General features: G+C 74.1%; 21 protein-coding genes and 1 pseudogene. 8 read left to right on the top strand and 14 right to left on the bottom strand.

What is annotated here, in order from left to right; genetic code table 11:
- Positions 1 to 22: 22 nt before the first annotated feature.
- The 5 genes and pseudogenes from BL253_RS07220 to BL253_RS40170 all read right to left on the bottom strand — a co-directional run.
- On the bottom strand, positions 23 to 568 hold the full coding sequence (locus tag BL253_RS07220) for a hypothetical protein (RefSeq protein WP_076814702.1): 546 nt from the start codon (positions 566 to 568) through the stop codon (positions 23 to 25).
- 297 nt (positions 569 to 865) lie between these two features.
- Complete coding sequence (locus tag BL253_RS07215) at positions 866 to 1,450, bottom strand: hypothetical protein (protein ID WP_338013695.1); 585 nt, start codon at positions 1,448 to 1,450, stop codon at positions 866 to 868.
- A 388-nt stretch (positions 1,451 to 1,838) separates the two neighbouring features.
- Positions 1,839 to 2,816, bottom strand: a complete 978-nt coding sequence (locus BL253_RS07210) for a FadR/GntR family transcriptional regulator (protein WP_076814698.1) — start codon at positions 2,814 to 2,816, stop codon at positions 1,839 to 1,841.
- Positions 2,817 to 3,063: 247 nt separating this feature from the next.
- Positions 3,064 to 4,677, bottom strand: a complete 1,614-nt coding sequence (locus tag BL253_RS07205) for a hotdog domain-containing protein (protein WP_241834592.1) — start codon at positions 4,675 to 4,677, stop codon at positions 3,064 to 3,066.
- A 276-nt stretch (positions 4,678 to 4,953) separates the two neighbouring features.
- Positions 4,954 to 5,169: pseudogene (locus tag BL253_RS40170) on the bottom strand (carboxymuconolactone decarboxylase family protein); the annotation flags it as partial.
- A gap of 130 nt (positions 5,170 to 5,299) precedes the next feature.
- On the opposite strand from BL253_RS40170, the gene BL253_RS07195 reads away from it, so the two are divergent.
- Positions 5,300 to 6,247, top strand: a complete 948-nt coding sequence (locus BL253_RS07195) for a LysR substrate-binding domain-containing protein (RefSeq protein WP_076814695.1) — start codon at positions 5,300 to 5,302, stop codon at positions 6,245 to 6,247.
- On the opposite strand, the gene BL253_RS07190 is transcribed toward BL253_RS07195, so the two are convergent.
- Positions 6,221 to 7,453, bottom strand: coding sequence for a cation diffusion facilitator family transporter (locus BL253_RS07190; RefSeq protein ID WP_081438070.1), 1,233 nt, complete (start codon positions 7,451 to 7,453; stop codon positions 6,221 to 6,223). The two genes, BL253_RS07195 and BL253_RS07190, sit on opposite strands and share 27 nt — an antisense overlap.
- Positions 7,454 to 7,871: 418 nt before the next feature.
- Here BL253_RS07190 and BL253_RS07185 point away from each other — a divergent pair, with 418 nt between their 5' ends.
- The 3 genes from BL253_RS07185 to BL253_RS07175 all read left to right on the top strand — a co-directional run bounded on the left by BL253_RS07185 (position 7,872) and on the right by BL253_RS07175 (position 13,195).
- Positions 7,872 to 10,652, top strand: a complete 2,781-nt coding sequence (locus tag BL253_RS07185; protein ID WP_076814693.1) for a carboxylate--amine ligase/circularly permuted type 2 ATP-grasp protein — start codon at positions 7,872 to 7,874, stop codon at positions 10,650 to 10,652.
- Between the two features lie 178 nt (positions 10,653 to 10,830).
- Complete coding sequence (locus tag BL253_RS07180) at positions 10,831 to 12,612, top strand: N-acetylglutaminylglutamine amidotransferase (protein ID WP_076814963.1); 1,782 nt, start codon at positions 10,831 to 10,833, stop codon at positions 12,610 to 12,612.
- Between the two features lie 157 nt (positions 12,613 to 12,769).
- Positions 12,770 to 13,195 carry a GNAT family N-acetyltransferase gene (locus tag BL253_RS07175; protein ID WP_076814690.1) on the top strand — a complete coding sequence of 142 codons (426 nt, stop codon included), beginning with the start codon at positions 12,770 to 12,772 and terminating at the stop codon, positions 13,193 to 13,195.
- 28 nt (positions 13,196 to 13,223) lie between these two features.
- Here the strand turns inward: BL253_RS07175 and BL253_RS07170 are convergent, their stop codons facing one another.
- The 3 genes from BL253_RS07170 to BL253_RS07160 all read right to left on the bottom strand — a co-directional run bounded on the left by BL253_RS07170 (position 13,224) and on the right by BL253_RS07160 (position 16,006).
- On the bottom strand, positions 13,224 to 14,408 hold the full coding sequence (locus BL253_RS07170; RefSeq protein ID WP_076814688.1) for an amidohydrolase family protein: 1,185 nt from the start codon (positions 14,406 to 14,408) through the stop codon (positions 13,224 to 13,226).
- 172 nt (positions 14,409 to 14,580) lie between these two features.
- The gene (locus tag BL253_RS07165; protein ID WP_076814686.1) at positions 14,581 to 15,093 is read right to left on the bottom strand and encodes a hypothetical protein; all 513 of its coding nucleotides are present in this window, start codon (positions 15,091 to 15,093) and stop codon (positions 14,581 to 14,583) included.
- A 73-nt stretch (positions 15,094 to 15,166) separates the two neighbouring features.
- Positions 15,167 to 16,006: a crotonase/enoyl-CoA hydratase family protein gene (locus BL253_RS07160; protein WP_076814684.1), complete on the bottom strand. Its 840-nt coding sequence runs from the start codon at positions 16,004 to 16,006 to the stop codon at positions 15,167 to 15,169.
- A gap of 257 nt (positions 16,007 to 16,263) precedes the next feature.
- Between BL253_RS07160 and BL253_RS07155 the strand changes: the two genes are divergently transcribed.
- Positions 16,264 to 17,274, top strand: a complete 1,011-nt coding sequence (locus BL253_RS07155; RefSeq protein ID WP_076814681.1) for an aldo/keto reductase — start codon at positions 16,264 to 16,266, stop codon at positions 17,272 to 17,274.
- Positions 17,275 to 17,351: 77 nt separating this feature from the next.
- On the opposite strand, the gene BL253_RS07150 is transcribed toward BL253_RS07155, so the two are convergent.
- Positions 17,352 to 17,906: an Ntn hydrolase family protein gene (locus BL253_RS07150; RefSeq protein ID WP_076814679.1), complete on the bottom strand. Its 555-nt coding sequence runs from the start codon at positions 17,904 to 17,906 to the stop codon at positions 17,352 to 17,354.
- Positions 17,907 to 17,917: 11 nt separating this feature from the next.
- Entirely contained in the window at positions 17,918 to 18,901 is a 984-nt protein-coding gene (fdhD, locus tag BL253_RS07145; RefSeq protein ID WP_081438069.1) for a formate dehydrogenase accessory sulfurtransferase FdhD, read from the bottom strand.
- 228 nt (positions 18,902 to 19,129) lie between these two features.
- On the opposite strand from fdhD, the gene BL253_RS07140 reads away from it, so the two are divergent.
- A complete protein-coding gene (locus BL253_RS07140) occupies positions 19,130 to 20,737 on the top strand; it encodes a hypothetical protein (RefSeq protein ID WP_076814961.1) in 1,608 nt (535 codons plus the stop codon).
- Between the two features lie 120 nt (positions 20,738 to 20,857).
- Positions 20,858 to 21,637 carry a sporulation protein gene (locus tag BL253_RS07135; RefSeq protein WP_076814677.1) on the top strand — a complete coding sequence of 260 codons (780 nt, stop codon included), beginning with the start codon at positions 20,858 to 20,860 and terminating at the stop codon, positions 21,635 to 21,637.
- A gap of 16 nt (positions 21,638 to 21,653) precedes the next feature.
- Here the strand turns inward: BL253_RS07135 and BL253_RS07130 are convergent, their stop codons facing one another.
- From BL253_RS07130 to BL253_RS07120, 3 genes are all read right to left on the bottom strand, one after another.
- Positions 21,654 to 22,286 carry a hypothetical protein gene (locus BL253_RS07130; RefSeq protein ID WP_076814674.1) on the bottom strand — a complete coding sequence of 211 codons (633 nt, stop codon included), beginning with the start codon at positions 22,284 to 22,286 and terminating at the stop codon, positions 21,654 to 21,656.
- Between the two features lie 394 nt (positions 22,287 to 22,680).
- Positions 22,681 to 23,772, bottom strand: coding sequence for a DUF4097 family beta strand repeat-containing protein (locus BL253_RS07125; protein WP_241834591.1), 1,092 nt, complete (start codon positions 23,770 to 23,772; stop codon positions 22,681 to 22,683).
- The gene (locus BL253_RS07120) at positions 23,760 to 25,100 is read right to left on the bottom strand and encodes a sensor histidine kinase (RefSeq protein WP_076814958.1); all 1,341 of its coding nucleotides are present in this window, start codon (positions 25,098 to 25,100) and stop codon (positions 23,760 to 23,762) included. Before BL253_RS07120 ends, BL253_RS07125 begins: the two co-directional genes overlap by 13 nt.
- A 675-nt stretch (positions 25,101 to 25,775) precedes the next feature.
- Here BL253_RS07120 and BL253_RS43515 point away from each other — a divergent pair.
- On the top strand, positions 25,776 to 26,018 hold the full coding sequence (locus tag BL253_RS43515; protein ID WP_241834590.1) for a phosphatase domain-containing protein: 243 nt from the start codon (positions 25,776 to 25,778) through the stop codon (positions 26,016 to 26,018).
- The last annotated feature ends 142 nt before the right edge of the window (positions 26,019 to 26,160 follow it).

Genomic DNA, 26,160 nt, shown 5'->3' with positions numbered 1-26,160 from the left:
CGTCAGGGTGAAACGAGAGCCATCAGGGTGAACGGGTCGGTGGGCGCAGGACGTGACTCACGGAGCGGACGGCGGGCTGGTGGGCGGCGGCGCGCGGGGCGCCGCGGGCGGTGGCCCGGGTCGTCGAACGGGCCGGCTCCTCGTCCGGATCCGCGGCTGCCTCGCCGGCGTCCTCGGCCTCGAGCGCCTCGCCGCCGGTCAGATGACCGCGGGAGCCGTTGGCGCGGCCGCTGTTGGGATGACTGCCGTTGGGATGGTCGCCGTGCGCGCCGAGGGCGTCCAGCCGGTGGCTGGCCTCGCCGCCGCCCCCGTCGCCGTTCGACCCGGTGGCGCTGTCCCAGATCTCCGGGTCTATGTAGATGGCCCGCGTCATCCCGCCATGACCGTGAATGGCGAGCAGGGTCTCCATGTTCGGGTAGATGGTGGTCGACTCCAGCCCGGAGGCCCACCAGAGCACACAGGTACCGTCCGGCGCCTGCGCGCCAAACGCGACGGCGCCGGTCCCGGACACCCCGGACACGTCCACGTCCCGCTCGAGCTGGAACCTGCGCACCTGTCGCGCGGACATCGCCTGGGATGACCTCCTCGTGGAGCACGAGCGTCCCCGCGCCGCCCGACCGGTCGCAATGACCGTAGAACTGGCACGGTACCGGCCACGAGGCCGGACCGACGACCGGGCACTGGCCAGTCCCAGACCGGTCGGCACACGGTAGCGGTTCGAGCCGGCCCAGGTCATCCCTTTCCGTCTTACGGCCACCACTATTCCTCGCCGCCCACGAGCACCCGCAGGTCAGCCCCACCCGCTGGCCAGCCCAGGACCACGACCGGCTGACCTCTGGATCCTGGCCGGCGACTCCGGCTGGCGCTAGGTGAGCGGTCGGAAGGAGCCGGTGGGGCGGTCGAAGGCGTCGTGGGTGTAGACGGCGAGCGTCGCGGCGAGATCGAGGGGTTCCACGCCGTGGGCGGCGAGGGTGAGCCAGAGGCCGGACATCAGCACAAGGCCGTGGTGCAGCAGGCATTCGGGATAGCCGGCGACGCGGGTGGCAGCGGCGGAGTGAAACGCGTGCGCGACCGAGGGGTCGTCGGTCAGGGCCGCGAGCGCACCGGCACGTACCTGAGCGGTGAGGAACTCCCAGACCTGTTCCGTCTCGGGGGCCTGAGGACCCCGCCAGACACCGCCGAACGTGAGCTGGCGCAGCACTTCCGTCGGGGCGTAGCCGGTGCGCAGGTGCAGCACCACCGCCCAGGAGGCCGTCAGCCAGCAGACCGCGCGCAGCGTGGGCATCGGGTCGCCGGTGAGCCTGTCGATGAGAGCGCCCTCGGCGTCGGCCCGGGTCGCCGGGTCGAGCCAGCGCAGGACCTCGTGCTCGACGGCGACGATCTCCGCGATGGGCAGGTCGGCGGGATGCGGGCGGGCAAGAGCCGCGGCCCGTCGGGAGACGGTGTCCACGAGTGCCAACGCGCCTGGCTCAGGAAGTGTCTGCCAGGCAAGACCCGCTGGCGCCATGCCGACACGCTAGCCCCCGTCGCCCCCGCTCCACCATATGGCCACATGATTCGGTGCGCCGATGCCAATTTTCCCACTGCGCGTGACGAACCATCACCCACCTGACGCCGGGCGTCCTGGCCGGGTGGCCGCCCGGGGTGGATCCGGTGAGCGCCGAGCCACAAGGGCCTTCGGTGACCCGCGTCAGCGAGTCACCGAAGGCCCTGTCCGTGGCGGCGCGGCGAGCCCGCGGGTCGGAGCCCTCCCGCCGAGGCGGGCCCGGCGGCTCGGACACCACCGACACCGCCGACGCCGCCAGGACCGGCGTCGGGCCGGGTGGCCTGGGCGCCGGTCAGCCGCCCAGGAGGTCGAGGACGGCCGTCGAGGAGAGCTCGTCGGCCGCCTCTGCCAGGTGACGGCGCCAGAGCGCCTCGGCGGCGTCCGTCTCGCCTCGCTCGATCAGTTCGACGAGGCGGTTGTGTACCTCCTGGTGCTCGGCCAGCGAGCCATGCGTGTCCGCGGTGAAGGTGGACCCGGCGGCGTCCGAGTGGTCGCCCGGCTGATGGCTGGTCGTCGCGTGCAGGATGTGCCGGAGCATGTTGTCGATCACCGTGAGTGTCTGGTTCCCCGCCAGCTCGACGAGCAGGTGGTGGAACCCGTTCAGGGACACCCATGGGTCTGGAGTGGCGCTGTCCAGGCCCGCGCCGGCGGCGCCGAGCTGGCCCGCGCCGTGCCCGCCGTGGCCTCCCTGACCGTCCCGTCGGCCGCCGTCGATCGCCGCCGCGGACTCGGACAGCGCCGCGCGTAGCCGGCCCAGCGCCGGCTGTGCCGGTGCCTCGGCGAGCATCCGCACCGCCGGTGTCTCCAGCGACGCCCGCGCGTGCTGGACGTCGGAGACGGTGGTACGGCGGTGCTCGAGGACAAGGCCCGCGTAGCGCGCGGCCACGTGGCCGTCCGGCCGGTGGACCCGGGCGCCGCCGTGAGCGCCCCTGCGGACCGAGATGAGCGCCTCGGACTCCAGCACCCGGAACGCCTCGCGCAGCGTCGGCCGGGAGACGCCGAACTGCTCCATCAGCACGGCCTCGGGCGGCAGAGCGTCGCCTTCGACCAGCTCGCCGCGCACGATCTGGCGGCGCAGATGCGCCGCCACGAGTTCGGCGGTTTTAGGTACCCGCACGTGCCGCCCGACGCGCCCGTCGTCGAGCACGGTGGTCGGGGCCGGGCGTGCGACGCCGGCCGAGCCGAGGCCGCCGGCAACCCGGGTGACGCGGACCGGGTGCACGGTCCGCCGCGCAGCGTCCAGATTCGTGGCCGGTTGCAGTAACGCCATGACGTCGTCCCCCTGTAGTGGCGGCGGCCTGCCGCCAGGCCGCGTGGATCGCTGTCGCGATGTCGCCGCGAGTCTTACAGGGGGTGCTGTAGTCGTACGGTTACGGGTAAGGTAATACCACGGTGTGATACGAATGATGTAACACACTGTGAAGATTGTTGATTACTATCTGTATATGTTGATGGAACGCTGACCATCGGCGACGCCCGGGTCGGGTACACCCGGCAACGGCTGGCGACCTGCGATTTTACGGTTGCGGACGGCGATGYGCGCCCAGGGCCACCATGGTCCTGGCGAGCACGCTGGGTGGCGCATCCGCGGGGCCGAGTTCCACGTCGACCACGGCCAGTCGCCGTCCGACATGTCGGACCGTGGCCACGRCCGCCACGTCGTCCTCCATCGGCAGTGGGCGGATCACCGTCAGGTCCAACGACAGGACATGGGCGGCCGACCCGGTCGGCAGCCGGCGGGCGAGCACGGTGCTGGCCGCCGCGTCGGCGAGGGCGCAGCAGGCGGCGGCGTGGACCCGGCCGAGCCGGTTCGCGAGCCAGCCGGCCGGCGGCAGGCGCAGCAGCAGCCTGTCGCCCTCGCCGCGGACGTCCGCGCCGAGCGCGCCGAGCAGCGGGTGCGGCGGTGGCACGTGGCTGACGGGCCCGCTCGCCATCCCGCCCCTGGTGGCGACGCCCGCCTCGTCCGCCTCGTCCGCCGCGCGCGCCGGGCCGACCGGGCGGGGCCGGTCGCTGGCGGCGGGATCATCCGAGCGTGGGGCCGTGGCGGTGGTGGCCGTCGCCGGCACGACCGCCGCCGAGACGGCCGGGTGAACCACCGCGCAGATCGCGGACGCCTCGGCCAGCGGGCGGCCGTCGGGGGTGCTGACCGTCACGGTCGCGCGCCGGAGCCGGGCATCCGGCTCGTCGCCGTCCAGGGGGGTCACCGACGCCTCGGCGCGCAGCCGGACCGGTCGTTCACGCGGACGGTCGGTCGCCGGGTCGGGGATGAACATCGACGCGAGTGGGCGAGGCGCGCCGACGTCGTCCGGGTCGGGCCAGCCGGCGACCGGCCCCTGGGTGCGCAGCTGCAGCGTGGTGGTCACGGTCAGATCGCCAGGACTCAGGCAGGTCCCGGCGGCGGAGGCGACGGCCATCTCGGCGAGGGCCGCGACGGCGGTGGTGCTGAGCCGGGGGCCGGGCGCCGGGCCGGTCAGCCAGGTCGGCACCGTCATCGTGAGGCTGGCGAGCCCCCCGGCGGCCGTCAGCACCCGGGTCCCGGCCGCGTCCCCGAACGGGTCGCCCGGCGAGACACCCGCGTCGTCGGCCGGCTCGGCGCCAGGCGCGTCGAGGAGCGTCTCGCCCGCGACCGGAGCCTCGGCGCCCACGGGCTGTGCCTCGCGGAGGCCATGAGGGGCGTCGGCGCCGGAGGCCGCGGCGCGCGGCGGGTGCGGGGCGGGGCCGCCCGCTCCGGCGATGGCACGAGACCAAACGCTCAGCCGCCGCAGGCTCTCCAGCCGCGCGGCTCCGCCGACCGCCGCGAGATCGTCGTCGGTCGCGGTGAGGGGGTCGGCGGCGGTGAGGCCGGCGGCGGTGAGGTTGTCCTCGGCCTGAGCGAGGTCGTCGACCCGGATGGGTTTGTCGCCGGCCTGGGCGAGGTTGTCGCGGAGCGCCGGAGCGCCGGCCGACGGCCCGGCATCGGGGCGGGGAGCGGCGGCCGCCGGGGCGGTGTCCGCCAGGGTGGGGCGGGACGGATGGTCGCCCGGCCCGCCGCCACGCCTTGCCAGGCGCCGGGAGGGTGATGTGACGTCGGTGCTCGCCGACGGCGGGGGTGCGCCGCCGGCGGCCAGGATGCCCGCCTCGTCCCCGATCACGGGGTTCTGTCTAGCAGGATCGGGTCGCCCCCAGAACGACCGCCCTTGCTCGGGTGACAGGGATCACGTTTGAATTTCTACATAGGCCATAACCTGTTGCGAATGTCGTGGCCATTTCATGGCTATGCCTGAATAGCCGGAATTATCCGCCGCTCTTCCCGTCTCCGCGCGGACAGGTCGAGGAGCTTGTTGTGTGGATCGATGTGGGCGGTGTGAATCGGCGGGGCCGCCGATCCCGCCGGTTCCGCCTCTCAGGCGGAACCGGCGGGGAAGCGGTCACGCCGCGACCGGCGTGAACTCCTCAGCATCGAGGGTCACAGCGACGGCATGGACCACGGAGGCGATCCGGAGCGCGTCCTGGACGGCCTCGCGGGCCAGGCCCCGTCCGCGCAGCTCGTGCTCGTGCGCCCGCAGGCAGCGGCCGCAGCCGTTGACCGCGGAGGCCGCGAGCGACCACAGCTCGAAGTCGACCTTGTCGACGCCCGGGCTGGCTCTTGGGCGAACCTGCGAGGGGCGGTGCCTGGGCGCCTGGGCCCGGTCCGGCAGGTCCGTCCGTCCACTGTGGATCGGCCCGACCCAGAAGAGAAATCGAAAGATTCCGAAGAACTGATAGCGTTTCTCTATGGCCAAGCCCCGGCCCACGCTGGCTCAGCTGCGCGCGCTCGTCGCCGTGGCCGAGCACCGCCACTTCGGCCGGGCCGCCGTCGCCCTGCACGTCAGCCAGCCGACGCTGTCGAGCGCCGTCGCCGCGCTCGAGAGGACGATGGGCATCCAGCTCGTCGAGCGCACCACCCGCAGCGTGCTGCTGACCCCCGTCGGCGACGAGGTCGTCCGCCGCGCCGGCGACGTGCTCACCGCCGTCGACGACATCGTGACGGTGGCGCTGCGCGCCCAGGCCCCGCTCACCGGCGACATCACGCTGGGTGTCATCCCGACGGTCGCGCCGTATCTGCTGCCGCGACTCATGCCGATGCTGCGTGACATCCGGCCGGAGGCCCGGTTCGCGCTGCGGGAGGAGCAGACCACCCCGCTGCTGGCCAGCCTGCGCGCCGGCGCGACCGACGTCGCGCTGCTGGCCCTGCCGATCGAGGAGCGGGGGATCGCCGAGATCCCCGTCTACGACGAGGACTTCGTGCTCGTCACCCCCGACGGACATCCGCTGGCCGGCGGCGCCGCGGTGCCGGTCGCCGCGCTCGGCGGCCAGGACCTGCTGCTGCTCGAGGACGGCCACTGCTTCCGGGCGCAGGCACTCGAGGTCTGCCACGAGGCCGGCGCGCGCGAGCGCTCCTCGCTGCGGGCGGCGAGCCTGTCGACGGTCGTGCAGATGGTCGCCGGCAGTCTCGGCGTCACCCTGCTGCCCGCCTCCGCCGTCGCCGTCGAGGTCGGCGAGGGCCGGGGCAGGGGCAGGGGGCTCGCCGTGGCCACCTTCCGCACCCCGGCGCCGCGGCGGCGGATCGGCCTCGCCTACCGGGAGACCTCAGCCCGCGCCCGCGACTGGTCCCTGCTCGCCGCCGACATCCGGGGCGCGCTGCCCGGGACCGCCCTACCGCTCGTCCCCGTGGCCGCCTGACGGCGGTGCTGACGGCGGTGCCGGCGGCCGCGGCGTCGCCTGCCGCGCGGGCCGCGGCGTCGTGGTGACCGGGGTGACCGGGGTGACGGAGCACTGCCAGCGGGGGCCCAGCGTGATGGTGAGAACGGCCGGCTCGGCGTGGTCCACCTGCAGCGTCACGTGGTCGATGTGCCAGCGCTCCCGCAGCAGCAGCCGCGCCGTGTTCTGGACCCGGTGGCAGTCGCCGCCCTCGTCCACCAGCAGGTGCGCGGACAGCGCGGGCAGGCCCGAGGTGACCTCCCAGACGTGCAGGTCGTGGACGTCCGCCACCTCGTCGATCGAGGCGAGCGCCTGGCCGATCTCGGCCGGGTCGACGCCGACCGGTGCGGCCTCCATGAACACCCGGCCGGTGTCGCGGATCAGCCCGGCCCCGGCGCGGACCATCAGGCCGGCGACGACCAGCGCCGCCAGCGGGTCCGCCCGGGTGAAGCCGGTGATGATGATCACCAGCCCGGCGGCGGCCGTCGCGATGAACGCGAACAGGTCGGTGAGCACATGCTGGAAGGCGCCTTCGACGTTCAGGCTGCGCCGGTCCGCGCGGGCCAGCAGCGCCGTCGCGGCGAGGTTGACCACCACGCCCACCAGCGCCGTGACGAGCACCGGGACGCCGGCCACGTCGTTCGGGTGCACCAGGCGCTGGCCGGCCTGGACGGCGAGCACCGCGGCGAGCGCCAGCAGCGCGAAACCGTTCGCCTGCGCCGAGAGGATCTCCACCCGCCGCCACCCGTAGGTGAGTCGCCCGCCCGCCGGCCGGACCGCGAGCCGCATCGCGACCAGCGCCAGCACCAGCGCCCCGGCGTCGGTGAGCATGTGCGCCGCGTCGGACAGCAGCGCGACCGAGCCGGCGAGGATGCCGACGGCGACCTCCACCAGCAGGAAGCCGCCGATCAGCGCGAGCGCCGCCCACAGGAGCCTCGCGTCCGCCGTCGCCGACGGCCGATGCGCATGCCCGCCATGCCCGTGTCCGTGCCCGCCCCGGTGGCCGCGGCCCTCGCCGTGCCCATGCCCGTGGCCGTCGCCCGCGTGGCCGTCGCCCAGGTGACCTTCGTCGTGGTGGTCGTCGCCCGCGTGCCCGCGGCCGTCCTGGTGCCCGTCCCGGCCGCGGTCCGGGTGCCCGTCGCGCGGTGGATGACCGGCATGCGCGCCCGCCCCGTCCTGGATGCTCACGGGTGCGCGGAGCCCATGGGAACGCGTCGGCCGGCCGTGCGCGTGGCGATTCCCCGGACTCCCGTCGAAATGCGCGCCGATTCGGTTTCCGAAACCATTTTCACTGCATTCGGACCGGTATTCGCGGGCATGCTCGCAACCCTACGCCGCGAGCACTGGGAGCCGGCGCCGTTCGTGCTGGCTATCGCTCGGCGTGATCGGGGCGCGGGGCGCCCGCGGTCCTGACCGGGCCCGCGGGCCGGCCCGCTCGTCACCTCCGCGGGCCGGTCCGCGCCGCCGAGTTACCGGACAAAACAGTAAACTGTTAGCATTATCACCGATTGTGACGCCTGGAAAGTACGTTTCATGGCCGGAACATCGGGAAGGTCCCGATCAGTGGACATGCCGTTGTAACGGCCCCGACGTAGCGTGGGAGAACATGAGCGGCGCGCCCATTCCAGCCGTCGGCGTCGAGGAGGAGTTCCACATCCTCGACCTGGCCACCCGGCAGCTCGTGCCCCGCGCCGGCGAGATCCTGGAACAGCTACCCGCTGGTCCTTTCGCCCCGGAGTTGCTGAACTCCGTCGTCGAGACGAACAGCGCTCCGACGAGGGATCTGGCCGCGCTTCGCGCCGACCTCGTCGACCTGCGCCAGCGCCTCGTCGCCGCCGCCGAGCCGCTCGGTCTCGGGCCTGCCGCGGCCGGCACCGTGCCGATCGTGGACCCGACGATCCTGGAGATCAACAGCGACCCGCGCTACCTGCAGATGACCGAGGAGTACCAGATCCTCGCCCGCGAGCAGGTGATCTGCGGCGCTCATGTGCACGTCGACGTCCCCGACCGGGAGACGGCGATGGCGGTGATCGCCCGCGTCGCCCCATGGCTGCCGCTGCTGCTCGCCGTCTCGGCCAGCTCCCCGTTCTGGCAGGGCGCCGACAGCGGCTACGCGAGCATGCGCACCATGGTCTGGGGACGCTGGCCCACCGCCGGCGTCGCCGGGACGTTCCAGACGGCCGCCGAGTACGAGCACCTGGTCGCGGACCTGGTGAAGTCGGGCGTGATCAGCGACCCGGGCATGGTCTACTTCGACGTCCGCCCGTCGGCCCACCTGCCCACGCTCGAGATGCGCGTCTGTGACGCCTGCCCGGACGTCGACACCGTGGTGCTCGTCGCCGGCCTGTTCCGCGGCCTGGTCAGCCATGCCACCGAGGCGATCGAGACCGGCGCCCCGTTCAGCGCCCCCCGCCCCGAGCTGCTGCGCGCCGCCATGTGGCGCGCGGCCCGCTCCGGGCTGGAGGGCGACCTGATCGAGCTGTCGGGCGTCAGCGCCGGCCCGGTACCGGCCGAGGACCTGCTGGCGCGGCTGCTGCAGCAGATTCGCCCGCAGCTCACGGCCGCGGGGGACTGGGAGCTGGTCGGCGGTCTCGCGGAGCAGGCCGTCGACCGGGGCAGCGCGGCGGCCGCGGCCCGGCGCGCGTTCCACCGGCGCGGCCTGCTCACCGACGTCGCGGACCTCGTGCTGGCGCGGACCCGCCAGACCGAACCGGTCACCACCGCGCACGGCGTTCGGGCCGGTGTCCCCGCCGCCGCCCGCGTTCCCGCCGGCGGCGGCGCGGCCGCCGACCAGGCCGCGGCGGCGGCCGAGGGCTCCACGGCGCTCTCGCGCGCCGAGCGGGTGGCGCCGACGCTGCTCGCCGGTTACCTGGCCCATCCCGGCTTCCACGCGGGCGGCGTCGACGAGGCGGTCGACGCCCGGGGCCCGGTCCGCTCGCCGTACCGCGGGGTGCTGCGGGCCCTGGAGCGGCTCGGCCCGGATGTCCTCACCGCGCGCTGCGCCGCCCTGGTCGCCGAGCAGGAGTCCCGGGGGATGGTGTTCCGGGTCGCCGGCGAGGCCGAGGGCCGCCCGCTGCCGTTCGACCTGGTCCCGCGCATCGTCGACGCCGCGGACTGGGCGACGATCAGCGCCGGCCTCGTGCAGCGCGTGCGGGCGCTGGAGGCGTTCCTCCGCGACGTCTACTCGGACCGGTTCGCCATCGCCGACGGGATCGTCCCCGACTGGATCGTGACCGACTCGCCCGGCCTGCGCCACTGGGGTCACGCCGTCCCCGCGGGGACGATCCGCGCGACCGTCAGCGGCATCGACCTGGTCCATGACCAGGACGGCCGGTGGCTGGTGCTCGAGGACAACCTGCGGGTCCCCTCCGGTGCCGGCTACGCGGTCGCGGTGCGCCGGCTGACCCGCGCGACGCTGCCGGAGCTGTCCTCGCCGTCGGGCATCCTCGGCCTCGAAGGGGTACCGGCGCTGCTGCGCACCGCGCTCCAGGCCGCGGCCCCGGCCGCCGCCGGCGGCAGGGACGGGCTGGGAGAACCGGCGCTCGCGGTGCTCACCTCCGGCCCGCACGACTCGGCCTACTTCGAGCACGCCTTCCTCGCGGACCGCATGGGCGTCCCGCTGGTGCAGCCGGCGGACCTCCTCGTCGAGGACGACGTCGTCAGCCATCGGGTGCCGGGGGGCAGGCGCCGGCGGGTCGACGTGCTGTACCGCCGGATCGACGAGGACGAGCTGTTCACCGCCGTCGGCGCGGATGGCGCGCCGCTGGGTCCCGCGCTCATCAGCGCGATCGCCGCCAGCACGCTTTCCCTCGCCAATGCCCCCGGCAACGGCGTAGCCGACGACAAGGTCGTCTATGCGTACGTCCCGCGGATGATCAATTATTACCTCGGCGAGCGTCCCCTGCTCGACGACGTCCAGACCTACCTCTGCGGCGACCCCGACCAGCTCGACCACGTGCTGCGCCACCTCGACGAGCTGGTCGTCAAACCGACCGATGGCTACGGCGGCGCCGGCGTGCTGATCGGCCCGGCGGCCGAGCCGCACGAGCTGACGGCGGCCCGCGAGCGCCTGCTGGCCGAGCCGCGCCACTGGATCGCGCAGGAGGTCGTCTCCCTGTCCACCCATCCGACCTGGCCCGGCATCGATCCGCCGGACGGCGATGACCCGGCACCCGGCACCGCCGCGGCCGCGACCGTGGATGGCCGGACCAACGGGAGCCTGAGCCGGCTGGAGCCGCGCGCGGTCGACCTGCGGGCCTTCGTCTACGAGGGCGAGCAGACCGTGGTGGCACCGGCGGCGCTCAGCCGGGTCGCCCCCGCCGGCAGCCTCGTCGTCAACTCCTCACGCGGCGGCGGCTGCAAGGACACCTGGCTCCTGCGCGCCTGACGGCGGCGTGGGTGCGGGCGCCCGTGGGTGCGGGCGCCCGCGCCGCCCGGTGACCAGTCATGAACGACGGGAGGCGGTCGGCGGGCCGAAGGGCGGTCCCTCCGGGCGTGAGCACGGGTACGCAAGACGGCGCGGCATGCGCCTTGAAGGCCGGTTCGGGGAGATCCAGGGAGCGGACATGTGCGGGCTGAGCGGGGAACTACGACTCGACGGCCGGCCGGCCGACGTCGCGGCGGTCGCGCGGATGACCGCCGCGATGCAGCGGCGCGGCCCGGACGGCGTCGGGGTCCATGCGGCGGGGCCGGTCGCTCTCGGCCACCGCCGGTTGAAGATCATCGACCTCTCCGAACGCGGCGCCCAGCCGATGAACGACGCCGAACTGGGCCTCACCGTCGTCTTCAACGGCTGCATCTACAACTACCGCGAGCTGCGCGACGAGCTGACGGCCGCCGGCTACCGGTTCTTCTCGACGTCGGACACCGAGGTCGTGCTCAAGGCATACCACCGCTGGGGAACCCGCTGCGTCGACCACTTCGCGGGCATGTTCGCCTTCGCCGTGCACGAGCGTGACTCCGGCCGGGTGGTGCTCGCCCGCGACCGGCTCGGCATCAAGCCGCTCTACGTCACCGCGGACCCGCACCGGATCCGGTTCGCCTCGACGCTGCCGGCGCTGCTCGCCGGTGGCGGGGTGGACACCGACATCGACCTCGTCGCCCTGCACCACTACCTGTCGTTCCACGCCGTCGTGCCGCCGCCGCGCACGATCCTCACCGGCGTGCGCAAGCTCCCGCAGGCGACCATCCGGGTCATCGAGCCCGACGGGACCAGCACCGACGAGGTCTACTGGCGGCCCGACTTCACCCGCCAGGCCGAGCAGGCCAGCTGGACGCCGGCCGAATGGCGCGACGCCATCGGCGAGCGGCTGCGCACCGCCGTGCGCCGCCGGATGGTCGCCGACGTCCCGGTCGGCGTGCTGCTGTCCGGCGGGCTCGACTCCAGCATGATCGTCGCGCTGCTCGCCGAGGCCGGGCAGGCGGACCTGGCGACCTTCAGCGTCGGCTTCGAGGCGGCCGGCGGCGAGTCGGGCGACGAGTTCCACTACTCGGACATCGTGGCCAAGCACTTCGGCACCGACCACCACCAGATCATGGTCCCCGGCGAGGCGCTGCTGCCGGCCGTCGACGCGGCCGTCGACGCGATGAGCGAGCCGATGGTCAGCCACGACTGCGTCGCGTTCTACCTGCTCTCCCAGGAGGTCAGCCGGCACGTCACCGTGGTGCAGTCCGGCCAGGGTGCCGACGAGGTGTTCGCCGGCTACTCCTGGTACCCGCCGCTGGCGGGCGTCGCGCGCGACGAGGCCGTCGACGCCTACCTGGGGGTGTTCTCCGACCGCTCGCACGCCGACATCGCCGCGATCCTCGCGCCGGGCCACGCGCTGGACACGGACGCCAGCCGCGCCTTCGTGCGGGGACACTTCGCCGCCCCAGGTGCCGAGACCGTCGTCGACGCCGCGCTGCGGATCGACTCCACGATCATGCTGGTCGACGACCCGGTGAAGCGGGTCGACAACATGACGATGGCCGCGGGTCTGGAGGCGCGGACGCCGTTCCTCGACCACGAGCTGGTCGAGCTCGCCGCGGCCTGCCCGCCGGAGCTCAAGCTCGCCGCCGGGGGCAAGGGTGTGCTCAAGGACATCAGCCGCTCGATCCTGCCCGCCGAGGTCATCGACCGCCCGAAGGGCTACTTCCCGGTGCCGGCGATCCGCCATCTGTCCGGCCCGTTCCTCGAACGGGTCACGTCCGCCCTGTCCGACCCGGCCGCCCAGCGCCGCGGCCTGTTCCGCCCCGACTGGGTGAAGACCATGCTCGCGGCCCCCAACGACAACCGCACCCGGCTCGGCGCCAACGCCCTCTGGCAGGCCGCCCTCCTGGAGATGTGGCTCCAGACCCACGGCATCTAAGGCGGCCGCCACGTCGGCGCCGGCACTGCCCGCCGCCGCGCCTGGGTCAGGTCATCACCCTTTGGGCGCCTCTGGGTGACTGTCTGGCAACAGTCGTTGACAGTCCAGTGGGACCGGATGCCCGTTATCACGTCCCGCAACTGACAAAATACCAACTGTGAAGATCGAGGAACTGGGTGCGGACGCGACCGAGCAGGCATACGACGCCATGCGCCAGCTGCGCCCGCACCTGACCTCGGCCGGCTTCGTCCGGCTCGTCAACGAGGTGCAGCGCCCGCAGGGCTACCGGCTGGTCGGCTCCTGGGAGCCGACGGCCGGCAAGGTCGTCGCCGCCGCGGGCTTCCGCGTCCTGCACATGCTGGCGCACGGCCGCGTCCTGGTCGTCGACGACCTGTCGACCGTCCCGGCCTCCCGCGGCCAGGGCCACGCCTCCCGCCTGCTCGCCTGGCTCGAGCGCGAGGCCCGCTCCCAGTACTGCGCCCAGGTCCACCTCGACGCCGGCACCCACCGCTACGACGCCCACCGCCTCTACCTGCGCCACGGCTTCGCCATCAAGTCCTTCCGCCTGATGCGCCTGCTGTGAGCAATGAATGGCGGAACGTCTGGCCGCGCTAGGCGGGGCGGGGCGTCGCCAGGTCGAGGGCGTTGCCGTGCAGGACCAGGCGGCGGTCGGCGGGGGAGAGGGGCTTGGTCTCGGGGAGGTAGTCGAGGGGGTGCGGGAGAGCCTCGATGTGCGGCCAGTCGGAGCCGAAGACGACGCGGTCGGCACCCATCCACCGCACGACGGACTCCAGGTCGTCCTCCCAGAACGGGTTGACCCAGACGTGCCGCCGGAAGATCTCGACCGGGTCCTCCTGGAACCAGCCCGGCAGCTTCCTCGCCTGCGAGCGCGCCCTGCGGAACAGGTCGGGGAGGAACTCGGCGCCGTTCTCGACCGAGGCGACCCGCAGGTTCGGGTACCTCGCGAAATGGTTCGCGAGCAGCATCGAGAGCAGGTAGTCGTGCACCGCCTTCTCGATGGCGAAGCTCGCGATCGTCGGCCCGTGGCTGGCACCCGAGAAGCTGAAGCTGTGCCCGCCGCCGGTGTAGCCGTCGGTCGAGACGCCGCTGTCGCCGGCGTGCACCACCAGCGTCAGCCCGCTCTCGTTGAGCCGTGCCCAGAAGGGCGCGAACATCTCGTCGAACGGGCTGTGCTGGCCGGTCACGGTCGTCGGGGCGGCGGCGCGCATCACGACCATCCGGGCGCCCTGGCCGATCGCCCATTCCAGCTCCGCCACGGCCCAGTCGACGTCGGCGAGCGAGAGGTAGGGCGCGGCGATGATCCGGCCCTGGTAGGCGAAGGTCCAGTCCTCGGCGAGCCACCGGTTGAACGCGCCGAAGGTCTTCGTGACCGCGACCGGGTCGTGCCTCAGCGGCTGCTCGTAGATCATCCCGAGGGTCGGGAAGAGGAAACAGCCCGCCAGGCCCTGCTCGTCGAGAACCCGCAGCCGCKCGGCCGGGTCGCGGTACTCCGCGCGGACCGGCTCGCTGTCGCGGATCAGGTCCAGCGGGTTCGCCTTGTTCGGGTTGCCCCGGAAGTACTCGTTGAGGCAGCCGGGCTTGGAGACGGGGTCGAACGTCGCGTTGGACACCGCCCGGTTGACCCGGCCGCCCAGCACGTGGTACTGCCGGCCGTTGATGGTCGCCCACTGCACGCACCGCGGCCCGTCTCGCGGGTCGAGATGGCGGGTGAAGGCGTCGACGGCCTCGTAGTAGTGGTTGTCCGCGTCCCACACCGGGTGCCCGAGCTGGTCCACACCACAATCTTAGAACGCGTTCTATTTGATGAGTCTCCTCTTCGCGGGTGAAAATCCGCCTTTCGCCCGCGCGGGCCGCGCGGGCCGCGCGGCCTGCCGCGGCCTGCCCCGGGGCACCCGCCACCCAGGAGATACCCGGCTRGCCCGGCACGCCTGGCCGTCGGAGAGCGGTTCAGGTGCCGCGCGTCGGGCTGAGGGCCAGCTCGCCGGCGCGAACCTTCGCGAGTTTCGCCGCGACGGCGTCGACGACGTCGGGCAGGGAGGCGGCGAGCTCGTCGGCGGACTCCGCGTACTCGGCCGGGTTCTCGACGCCGGCCGCGGCGAGCAACGCCATCGGGTCGGCGAGGCGCTCGCGCAGCCAGGCGGCCGGGTCGGCGGTGAGGCCGCGGTCGAAGACCCGCCCCCCGGGCTCGTTGTCGGTCATCGTCGGGTGGTGGTGCACCCGGTCGCGGCTGCCCGGCCCGCGCTCGACGGACTCGAGCAGGTCGACGCGCAGCAGCGACGTGTCGACGACGATCCGCTGCGACGCGTAGATCGACCCGCGCCACGGCTGCGCCTCGACGAGCCGCAGCTCGACGCGCACGCCCCGCTCCGGGCCTTCCTGCCCGGGAGCCGGGTCCGGGTCGACGAAGTACATGTCCCGGACGGTCACCGCCAGCCGGTCGAAACAGAACACACTGAGCATCTCCGACCCCCTTTTCGCCCTGCCAGGGTCGCTCGCCGCCGCTCGAATGTCGACCCCGCGCGGGGTCCTGGCGTCAGGAGCCGGTGAAGACGGGTTCGCGCTTCTCCAGGAAGGCCGTCGGGCCCTCGACGGCGTCCCTGGAACGCATCACGGCGTTGCCGTGGCGCTCTTCGATGGGAAAGGCCTCGGCCTCGGGCAGRCATTCGGTCTCGCGCAGGGTGGCGAGGATCGCCTTCACCGCGAGCGGGCCGTTGCGGGCGATCCGGTCGGCGATCTCGCGCGCCTTCGCCAGCGCCTGTCCGTCCGGCACGACATGGTTGACGAGCCCAAGCTCGTACGCGCGCCTGGCGGGCAGGTCCTCGCCGGTGAGCAGCATCTCCGCCGCCACCGCGTAGCCCGTCTGCCGGCGCAGCCGGACGGCCGACCCGGCCATCGGGAAAAGCCCGCGCCGCACCTCCGTGACCCCGAAAACGGCGCTCTCGCCGGCGACGCGGATGTCGGTTCCCTGCAGGATCTCGGTGCCGCCGGCGCGGGCGTACCCCTCGGCGGCCAGGATGATCGGCTTGGTGGGCCGGTACCTCTTCAGGTAGGCCGCAAGCGAGATGCCCGGGTCGTCCTGCAGCCGGATGATCCACTCATTGTCCCGCACCCCGGCGCGCAGCCGGCCGATCTCGGCCAGGTCCATGCCCGCGCAGAACGTGCCGCCCCGGCCGGTCAGGATCGCCACTCGTAGCGTGTCGTCCTCGTCGAGCCGCCGCCAGGCGTCGTACAGGCGGCAGAGCACCTCCGCGTTCGTCGCGTTGCGCTTCTCGGGCCGGTTCAGCGTCACCGTCAGCACCGGCCCGTCGGCCTCGGCCAGCACCAGCGGTCTCGCTCCGGACTCGGGCACACCGACCTCCCAGACTGTCGTCACGAGGGCCCTGGCTCGTCGCCGAGGGCCCTCCGGCCAGGCGGCCGCGACGGGACCGCGAGCCCGGACTAGAACACGTTCCACCGAACCGCCCGGACGATATGCGACCCCCGTCCCGGCCACAAGCGGACCGCGGCCGGCCGAGGCGCGTGCGCATATCCGGCCAGAGCGATTCGCGCCTGGGCTGGCGTGGGCGATTGGGCCGGGAATGGTTTGGGGGTCGGGGGACGGCCGGCCGGTTCTTGGCGTTGACTTGGGGCATGCGCTATGTCACGGGGCTCGGGGACGCGGTCAGGAGCGGCAAGAAGCTCTCGAAGATCGGGCTGGGGACCTGGCAGTTCGGGTCGCGGGAATGGGGCTACGGCACCGACTACGCGGCTCGGGAGGCCCACCTGATCCTGCGCCGGGCGCTCGAGCTCGGGATCACCGTGATCGACACGGCCGAGATCTACGCGTTCGGCCGCAGCGAGCGCATCGTCGGCGAGGCGCTGCGGGAGGCCGGCGAGGAGGCCACCGAGGGCGTCTTCGTCGCGACGAAGCTCCTCCCGCTCGTCCCGGCGCCCGCGATCGTCGAGCAGCGCGGCGTCGCGAGCGCGCGGCGCCTGGGCGTCCGGACGATCGACCTGTACCAGGTGCACCAGCCGAACCCGATCGTCGCCGACACCGTGACGATGAGAGGCATGCGCCGGCTGCTCGACGTCGGGCTGGTCGGTGAGGTCGGCGTCTCGAACTACTCGCTCGCCCGCTGGCAGGCCGCCGAGGCGGCGCTCGGCTCGCCGGTGCTGTCCAACCAGGTCGAGTACAGCCTCGTCCGTCGCGCGGCCGACGACGCGCTGATCCCGTACGCCCAGCGCGCCGGCCGGCTGGTCATCGCCTACAGCCCGCTCGCGCAGGGCCTGCTGTCCGGCCGTTACGACGTCACCAACCGCCCGTCTGGCGGCATCCGGGCGACCAACTCGCTGTTCCTCACCGAGAATCTGGCCCGGCTCACCCCGCTGCTCGACGTGGTGCGCGAGGTGGCGGCGGCGCACGACGCGACCTGCGCCCAGGTCGCGCTCGCCTGGGCGATCCACCAGCCGTGCGTGATCGCCATCCCCGGCGCCTCCAGCGTCGCCCAGGTCGAGGCGAACGCGGCCGCCGCCGATCTCGAGCTCACCGACGACCAGTACGCCGCCCTCACCGACGCCGCCGCCAGGTTCACCCCGATCGCCGGCCCGTCCGCGTGGGCCGCCCTGGCCGCCGAGCGCCTCGGCCGCGGCGGGCGCCAGTAGCCAGCCGGACCAGCCGGGCGCGGGCGGACCAGCCGGACCAGCCGGACCAGCCGTGCCAGCCGGGCGCGGGCGCGCCGTCAGCTCGGGTTCGGGGGCTCCTCTGGGTCCCAGACCAGGTGGAACGGCCCGCGGACGTCGGTGGAGTGGTGGACGGCCGCCTCCAGCGCCTTGCGGACCCGCTCGTCGGGCGGCAGGTCGGCGCTGCCGTGCAGCGAGCCGTGGGCGAAGTCCTCGCCGGCGCCCACCGCGAAGTAGTCGTCGACGCTGCGGCCGATCTGGAAGTCCGAGTCGATCCGGTAGAGCCGGCCCTGGATGCCGACCAGGAAGCAGCCGCCGCTCTCGTTGCCCGAGTCGTTGCGCGCGTAGCCGCCGTCGCGCAGGCAGTCACGCACCGCGGCGACGAAGTCGGTCGCCATGAAACGGTCAAGGTCCCAGGTGTGCGGCACCGGCGGGACCAGGCTGTAGCGCAACAACTGGCCCATCCGGAACGAGCCGGTGAATCCCATGACGTAGGACCCGTTGCGGAACACCTTGGTGTCGGCGCGGACGGTCAAGGACCATCCTTCGATGCCGGCGCTGTCACCGCCGATCACGACCCGCCCGTTCTGCTCCACCCCGACGATGCAGGTCACGAAGGCGGACTCTATCGGGTTACGTCCAGGAATGTTCGCGGATTTTGTGCCGCTACGGACGGCCCTTCCTCAGCCAGCCGACCGGTCGGCGCCTCGGCGCTGAGTACCCGGTGGGCGCCGGCGTAGACGTTCATCGAATCCCCGCGCAGGAACCCGACAAGGGTCATCCCGCTCTCCGCGGCGAGGTCGACGGCCAGCGCCGAGGGTGCCGAGACGGCGGCGAGCATCGGGATCCCGGCGAGCAGCGCCTTCTGCGTGAGCTCGAACGACGCCCGCCCGCTGACCAGCAGCACCCGGCCGCGCAGGGGCAGCGGGCCCGACCTCGCCGCCGCGCCGACGACCTTGTCGACGGCGTTGTGCCGGCCGACGTCCTCGCGCACGATCTCGATCCGCCCGGCCGCGTCGGCGAGCGCCGCCGCGTGCAGCCCCCCGGTGGTCGCGAACAGCCGCTGCGCCCGCCGCAGCGCCCCCGGCAGGCTCGCGAGCGTCGCGGCCTCGACGCGCAGCGGGTCGTCAGCGACGCGGTGGCGGGCGCGCATCCGGATCGCGTCGATGCTCGCCTTGCCGCACAGCCCGCACGAGCTCGTCATGTAGAACGACCGGGCCGCGGCCGTGAGATCGGGCGGCGGGACCGATGGGTCGAGCGTGAGGTCGAGGACGTTGTAGGTCTGCCGCCCGCGAGGCCCGCTCCATGCCTCCGTCGGCGCCCGCTCCGACGCGAGGAGGGAAGGCGGCGCGTCTTCTCCGGCCGGCTCGGTGCCGGCGCAGTAGCGCATCGACAGGATGTCGCCGCCGCCGCCGATCAGCCCTTCCCCGACGAGGAACCCCACCGCGAGATCCATGTCGTCGCCCGGCGTGCGCATGGTCACCGCGAGCGGCTGGCCGTGGACCCGGATCTCCAGCGGCTCCTCGCCGACGACTGTGTCGGCGCGGGCCGTCGCCGGCCCGCCCACCGTCACCCGCACCACCCGACGCCGCGTGCTCGCTCGTCCCATGCCTCCACTGTCCCCGTCTGTCCCCGTCACGTCAGCCCATGGGTACGCCGGCCCTCGCCCGGCGGTGGCCGGGCGGCAGGACGATGGCGACCGCGGCGGTTCCACGCCGCGGTGGGTTGGGAAAGCGTGCTGACGGCGTGGGGAAGTGGCCCCGCGTTGCTCTGGTCGGGCGGATCGCGATCGTTTGGCGATCCAGGCACTGTTGCATGGGACACTGCGCCGGTGGCGATGACCGGTTCCCGACGCCCCGAGCTCCCGGTCGACCCGCCGGCGGAACTCGGCGTGGAACCGGCCACGGCCCATGCCTCGCCCCGCCACCGGCTGGTCGTCGGCGACCCGACCGCGCTCGCCGACGCCTACACCCGTCACGGCGACCGGCTGCTCGCGGTCGCCGCCGCGGCCGGACAGCCGCCGGCGGAGGCCGCCGCGGTCGCGCGCGCCGTGCTCGTCGAGGTCTGGGAGCATCCTTTGCGTTTCCCCGCCGGCGACACCGCGCTCGCCGAGGCGCTGGCCGCGGCCGCGGCCCGGCTCGCCGCCGAGCGGTCACCGGACTCCGACGAGCCGTCGCGCCGGGGCAGGTCCGAGCCGTCGCGACGTCCCCGCTCCCGCCCGGCCCGGCCATCAACCGGCCCGGCGGGCGCCGACCAGGCGGACCCGCGGGCGGCGCTGCTGGCCGCGGCGCTCGCCCGCCGGCCCGCCGTCGCGGCCGCGCCCCCGTTCGCCGCCCCGTTCGCCGCCTGGACCGCGGCTGTCGACCGGGTGCTCGCCGAGCTCTCCCCCCAGGACTGGGACCGTCCGACGGGCAGCGACGGCCGCACGCCCCGCGAGGTCGTCGCCCGCCTCGCGGGCCTGGACGCCGCGCTGGCCGGCGCGATCGGCATTCCGGTCGCCGGCACCCTCGCGCCCCCGGCCGTTGACGCCCGGGCGCAGGGCATCCTGAGCGCGGGCCTCGCCGGCACCACCGGGCCGGGCGCCGCGACGGTCCCGGGCGCCGCGACGGTTCCCGACGGCCGAACGGTCCCCGGTGGGGAAACGGTCCCCGACGGCGAAGCCGGGACGGGTGACGCGGACGGCGCGGCCCCCGCGCCGCGTGCGGACGGCTCGCCGGCCCGGCCGGGGCCGGGCCGGTCGACCTCCTACTGGCCGGCGGTGTTCTGGCCCCCGGTGTTCTGGCCGCCGGTGCTCCTCTGGCGGACCTGGCACGAGGGCGCGCGCGGCCTGTGCGCCTGGCTGGCCGGGCGGGAGCCGGAGTCGGCGCGCATCATGGTCGACGCGCTTGGCTGGACGGCGCCGGTCGAGGACCACCTGACCTCCCGCATGCTCGGCACCTGGCTGGACGGGGCCGCGCTCGCGGCGGCCGCCGGCGTCCGGCTCCCGGCGCTGGACGTGAACGAGCTGAGCGCCGTGACCGCGCTCGCGCTGCGCCGGGTGCGCTGGCGGACGAGCCTCGATGCCGGCCTCGGTGACGGCCCGCTGGCGCTGGCACTGATCACCGGCGACCTGGGCGAACGCGGCCCCGGCGTCGGACCTGCCGGCGGCGACGATGGCGCGGGCGGCGCGGGCGGCATGAGCGGCATGAGCGATGTGGCCGGCGACCGGGTGGTCGCCGGCCGCTGGCTCGTCGGCCCGGGCCGTCCGCCGCTGCCGGCGCCGGACCCGGCCGCCGACCACCCGCCGCCCGTCGCCGAGATTCGGCTCGGTGTCGTCGAGTTCTGCCTGCTCGCGGCCGGCCGGCGCACCCCGGCGGAGACCGCCACGGCCGCGACCGCCGTCAGCGGCGACCCCGCCGCCGGCCACGCGCTGCTCGCCGGCGCCGCCGGCGTCCTGCCGGCCTGACCCGTCCCCACCCGCTGTCACCTGACCGACCCCGCTGGCGGCGGGCCGGCGCCGGCCGGTATGAATCCAGTACCGAATAGAAGTTCCGGTTGTCTGTCACCCGGTCGGAAGGTCTGCGCGATGGGAATGAAGCGGTTCATGTCTCGGCTGGGCGTCGGGGCCGCCGAGGTGGAGACCGTGCTGGATCATGACCAGACACGGCCAGGGGCGGTCGTCACCGGCACGACCACCGTCACGGGCGGCAAGGTCGACCAGCGGATCGAGAAGATCCTCGTCGCGCTCGAGGCGACCGTCGAGATCGATCGCGACGACAGCACGTACCACGAGCAGGTCGCGTTCGGCACCCAGCAGATCGGCGGCAACCTGGTGATCGCGCCGGGCCAGCACGTCAGCGGCCGCTTCGAGCTGCCGGTGCCGTGGCAGACCCCGATCACCGACGTGGGCGGCTGGCACCTGAAGGGCATGAAGATCGGCGTACGCACCACCCTGTCCATCCCGGGCGCGCTCGACCCGGGTGACCTGGACCCGGTCTCCGTTCACCCGTTGCCGGTCCAGGAGGCGGTGCTCGCCGCGCTCGGCGACCTCGGCTTCCACTTCCACTCGGCGGATGTGGAGAAGGGGCACGTCGGCGGCTCGTCGCTGCCGTTCTACCAGGAGATCGAGCTCAAGCCGTCCGGCGAGTACGGCCGCCGGATCCGGGAGCTGGAGGTGACCTTCCTGGTCGACGACCACGGCATGGACATCGTCCTGGAGGCCGACCGCCGAGGCGGCCTGCTGCGCTCCGGCGGCGACGCGCTCGGCCGTTTCCGGGTCGGCCACGGCGACCTCGACCGCGGCCGCCTCGCCCACCAGATCCACGAGCAGCTCCAGCACCTCGGCGCCCGCCGCGGCTGGTTCTAGACGATTCGCGGCGGCGTCAGGTCTCCTCGGCGCAGGCGGTCAGGGCCGCCGGGTTGAGGGCGGGCCGGTCCAGTTCGCCGCCGTCCCCGGGGACCGCGACCGCCTGGACGACGTGGTCGGGCGGGCGCAGCCGGCGCTCCCGCTGGGAGCGGTAGATCTCCGCGGGCACCATCGGCCGGGCGGCCGCCGCGTCGGCGAGTTCACGCCATTCCGGTTCGGACGCCGAGTAGACGAGCTCGGCCAGCCGGCACACCCGCAGCACGTTGCTCAGCGGCTCGACCTGGGCGACGGCCTCGGCGACGCCATGGTGCGCGGCGTAGAGGCCGTCCCACGCCCGCTGGGCGTGCGCGAGCCGCTCGTCGTTGTCGCGTAGCCAGCCGAGGCGGCGCGCCTCCAGCTCGGCCCGTACCCGCCGGCCGGCCCCGTCCGCGTCCTCGGCTGGCGGGACGCCCGCCAGCAGCCGCGCGATCCGGTCGTGCGGCGCCGCGACCTCGACGAGCGAGCCGAGGTTCAGCCTGCGGTGCCAGCGGGCGGCCGCGGCCGGGTCGGCCAGCTCGTTCGCGATCTCGGTCAGCCGGGCGCGCCCGGGCGCGGTCTGGGACCGTGGGTCGGCGAGAAAGAACCGCCGGCCCACGACGGACCGGGTCATGAGGCGCGCCCTGTCGTCCCGGCGGGGCGCGCCGCGCCTATGGTCTGGGTCTTCCTGGTGATGCGGACCGCGGTCGTCAGGCATGCGACCACCCACGCAATCCTTAGGCCGTCGGGGGTGCGAGGAGAATATTTTCACGCTTTCACAGATCTGTGGCAGCGGTTCTGCATTTTTGGCTCCGCGTCGGCGACTGCCGTGCGACACAGTGGATCGTAGTGCCGCTCCTCCCCGGGCCGGTTCACCGCCGCTGTGTCCGCTGTACGACACCTCGGGCCGTTAGACCCCGATCCGCGCATCAGTGACCTCCGAAGTGCCCCGCCGCCCCGCGGGTGTGGTGGATCGGCACGTCTTCAGGCTTGCCCATCCACCACACTCCGGGTTGACGCGCCGGCGGCTATGACGCCTGGCCGGCGTCCGCGTAACGGATGGAGACATCGCCCGAGCTTGATCTCGCCTCGATCCGGCGGGCGGACCGCGGGTCGGTGGCGACCCGGACCGAGTCGTCGCCGGACGAGGTGTTCGCGGTCGCGTCGTAGGTCTCCGAACCGGCCGGCACGGTGACCCGGACGTTGCCGGACGACGTCGTCGCCTCCACGTCCGTCGGTGCGACCGTGAGGTCGACCTTGACGTCGCCGGACGACGAGTGCGCGTACACCGTGGCCGCGCCGAGGTGGGTGGCGCGTACGTCGCCCGACGACGTGGAAAGCCTGGCGGTGCCCGAGCATCCGTCGGCGGACACGTCGCCGGACGATGTGTGCAGGTCGATCGGACCGGCCAGGCCGGCCGCCCGGATGTCGCCCGACGAGGAACGCGCCACGACGGTCACGCCCGCCGGGACCGCGAGACGCAGCGTGGCATCGCAGCTGAGCAGCATCTGCCAGGAGCAGTCGGTGTGCACCCGCGCCGTGTGCCCGTCGATGTCTACCTTCAGCGTGGGCGGGTGGACGGTGCCGGTGAGCTTGGCGTCGACGACGGCCGCGTCGTCGGGCGTGCCGGTCAGCGTGAGGGTGCCGGACGACGCGCGCACCTCCAGCCGGTCGACCGACGCCGGCAGGGTGATGCGCTCGTCGCGCCGTTCCTCGCCGGTGGTCAGCTTGATGGCCTGCGTGCCGGCTCCCAACGCGAGCGCGGCGGCGAGCAGCACCCCGATCGCGAGCAGCACACCGCGGGCTCCCCGCCGCCCACCCACTGGCGGCTGGCCGTCCAGGGACCGGTCGCCGGCCCCGCCTCCACCGGGCGGCGTGGTCGCCGCGGCGGTGGTGTGAGCCGGCTCCGGTGTCGCGGTGCTGGCCTTTGGTGTCGGTGTCGGTGTCGGTGTCGACGTCGGCTCGGAGGCGGACTGGGAGGCGGATGCGGGCGTCGTGACCGTGGCCGTCGACGCGGCCGTGGATGTCGGGTCGGCCGTCGCGGCCATCGTGCGGTCTCCCTCGGACGCGGGGCGGGCGGGCGGCGCTGGGGCCGGCTCGGGCTGGGTCAGTTCTGGCATGGCAGATCCACCCGTACGGTGGTGCCCTCGCCGGGGGAGCTGCGCACCGTGAAGGTGCCGTCGACGGCGACCGCCCGGTCGCGCAGCCCCGAGAGGCCGGTGCCGCCGCGCTCGCTCGCGCCGCCGTGCCCGTCGTCGCTGACCTCGACCGCCAGCCGGTCACCGGCGCGACGTGCGATGATCCGCGCGGACGCGGCGTCCGCGTGGCGGGCGACGTTCGTGAGCGCCTCGGCGACGAAGAAGTAGGCGACCGCCTCCACCTCGGCCGACGGCCGCGGCGCCACGTCGACGTCGAGTGTCACCGGAATCGGGCAGCGGGCGGCGAGGCCGGCGAGCGCGGCGTCCAGGCCCCGGTCGGTGAGCACCGCCGGGTGCAGGCCGCGGGCGAGGTCGCGCAGCTCGACGAGGGCCCGCTTGGTCTCGGCGTGCGCCTCGGCGACGAGCTCGTGGGCCCCTCCGGGGTCCTCGGTGAACCTTTCCTGCGCTCGGCCGAGCGTCATCGCGACGCTCACCAGCCGCTGCTGCGCGCCGTCGTGCAGGTCGCGCTCGATCCGGCGGCGCTCGGCGGCCGTGGCCGAGACGATGCCGGCGCGGCTCGACTCCAGGTCCGCGACCCGCTGGGTCAGCGCGGCGGTCTCGCTGGGCGAGAGCATCCTGCGCCCGATCGCCAGCTGCAGCGCGGTCAGCCCGCGGGCGAGCCAGGGCGCCGCGAGGAGCGCGGCGACGCCGACCACGACGTGCGTGGCGACCGAGCCGCCGTAGCCGAGGTCGAGCCCCACCAGCCGGCCGCCGTTGCCGAGGGCGTGACCGTAGGCCGGAAACAGCAGGAACGCGAGCCCGCCGCCCCACGCGGTGGCGACGATCCAGCCGCCGGCCCAGCCGAGCACCGGGAGCACGAGCAGCGCCCACAGCAGCTCCAGCCAGCTGCCGCCGGCCGACATCCGGGCCCACATCCTTGACCAGGCCCGCCCGATCCGTCCGGAGGCCGTCCTGGCGGGCACCGGCGTCGGCCGCAGGCGCAGCCGCTCGCCCAGGTAGGCCTCGTAGCGCCACGACTCGAACCGCGCGAACCGGTGGGCCTGCGCCAGCGCGACCCACAGCAGCGGCAGCCCGACGACGATGAAGAACGACGACGACACGCCGGCGATGGTGAACCCGAGCGTCACGGCGAACGTGATCGTCCCGAAGACCAGCGTCTGGGCGGCGAATACCGTCGCCAGCCAGTTGCGTCGAGAGTAGGTGGCCCGCAGCGCCGCGCCGAGGGCGTGCGCCGGCGTCCCCAGCGGGCCTCGGCTGGCCGCGAGGGCGCCGCTGGCCGGCCCGGTCATCGGGCCCACCAGCCGGGCCTCGCCCTGAGCGCCGCCGAGGGCGGTGTGTCTGTGCCCCCGCGGGCGAGTGCCCGCTGGGAGTCTGGTCGCGTCGTCATGTCTGTTCGCGTCCCGCTGTCTGTCATCACCGGCGCGCTGTCCGCCCGCCGCTCGCCCCGCGATGCCGGGGCGTCGCCTTGACCGTAAATTGCCGCGACCTGCCGCACGACCGCGCAGACCCACCAATCCGTACTGGGGAAAACCTCACCCAGCGGCCTGCGGGTCACCGCCGTCTCGCCGGGCAGGGGCCTGGAACAGGCGTCACGCCGGCGCGGACAGGACGGCGGTCCGGGCGGGAGGCCGCGAGGGCGGGGCACAGGGGCATGAGCGGCCCGGTTAGCCCGCACACTGACAACCCTGCGAGAGCGGTGCGTGACGGGCATGCACACTACGGGTGTGACCTCGCGACTCAATGGAGCCATCCAGCTCCCGGATGGCACCCATATCCGAGGCCGTGGGCGCCGAGAGGGGCTACCGGACGGGCCACTCCCGGAGTTCGGGCTGTATCTGGGGCGGTCGCGAGGACACCCACGGCGGGCGTCGGCGCGCCGGGGCGCGCAGAACGAGCCGGCGTGGCCGGCGGTGTGGCTCGACTGGCCGGACTTCCGGACGCCGCGTGAGCCCAGGGCCGCGGCCGTGGCGATCACTCGGGCGTACGGGCTGGCGCGCGCGGGGCAGCGGGTGGAGGTCGCCTGCGGCGGCGGCACCGGGCGGACCGGCACCGTGCTGGCCTGCATGGCGATCCTCGCCGGCCATCCGGCGGTCGACGCGGTCGCCTGGACCCGGCGTCACTACCRCGCCCGCGCCGTCGAGACCCCGGGCCAGCGTCGCTGGGTCGGCTGGTTCGCCGCCCTGGAGACCCTCGACGGCCCGTCCTGACCGCGGCCGGCATCGGTGTTTGATACCGGTTCTGATGCCGCCCAGAGGGTTCGCTGATACGACAGGGGAGGGCGCCGGGACTCTCGGCGGTGCCTGGCGAGGCCTCGTCCTGGGCGGGTGTCGCGCCGGCCGGGGACGAGGC

The organism is Pseudofrankia asymbiotica (genome assembly GCF_001983105.1).
GTDB lineage: Bacteria > Actinomycetota > Actinomycetes > Frankiales > Frankiaceae > Pseudofrankia > Pseudofrankia asymbiotica.
The sequence above is the reverse complement of the archived record's forward strand: the minus strand, read 5'-3'. Positions and strand labels throughout refer to the sequence as shown.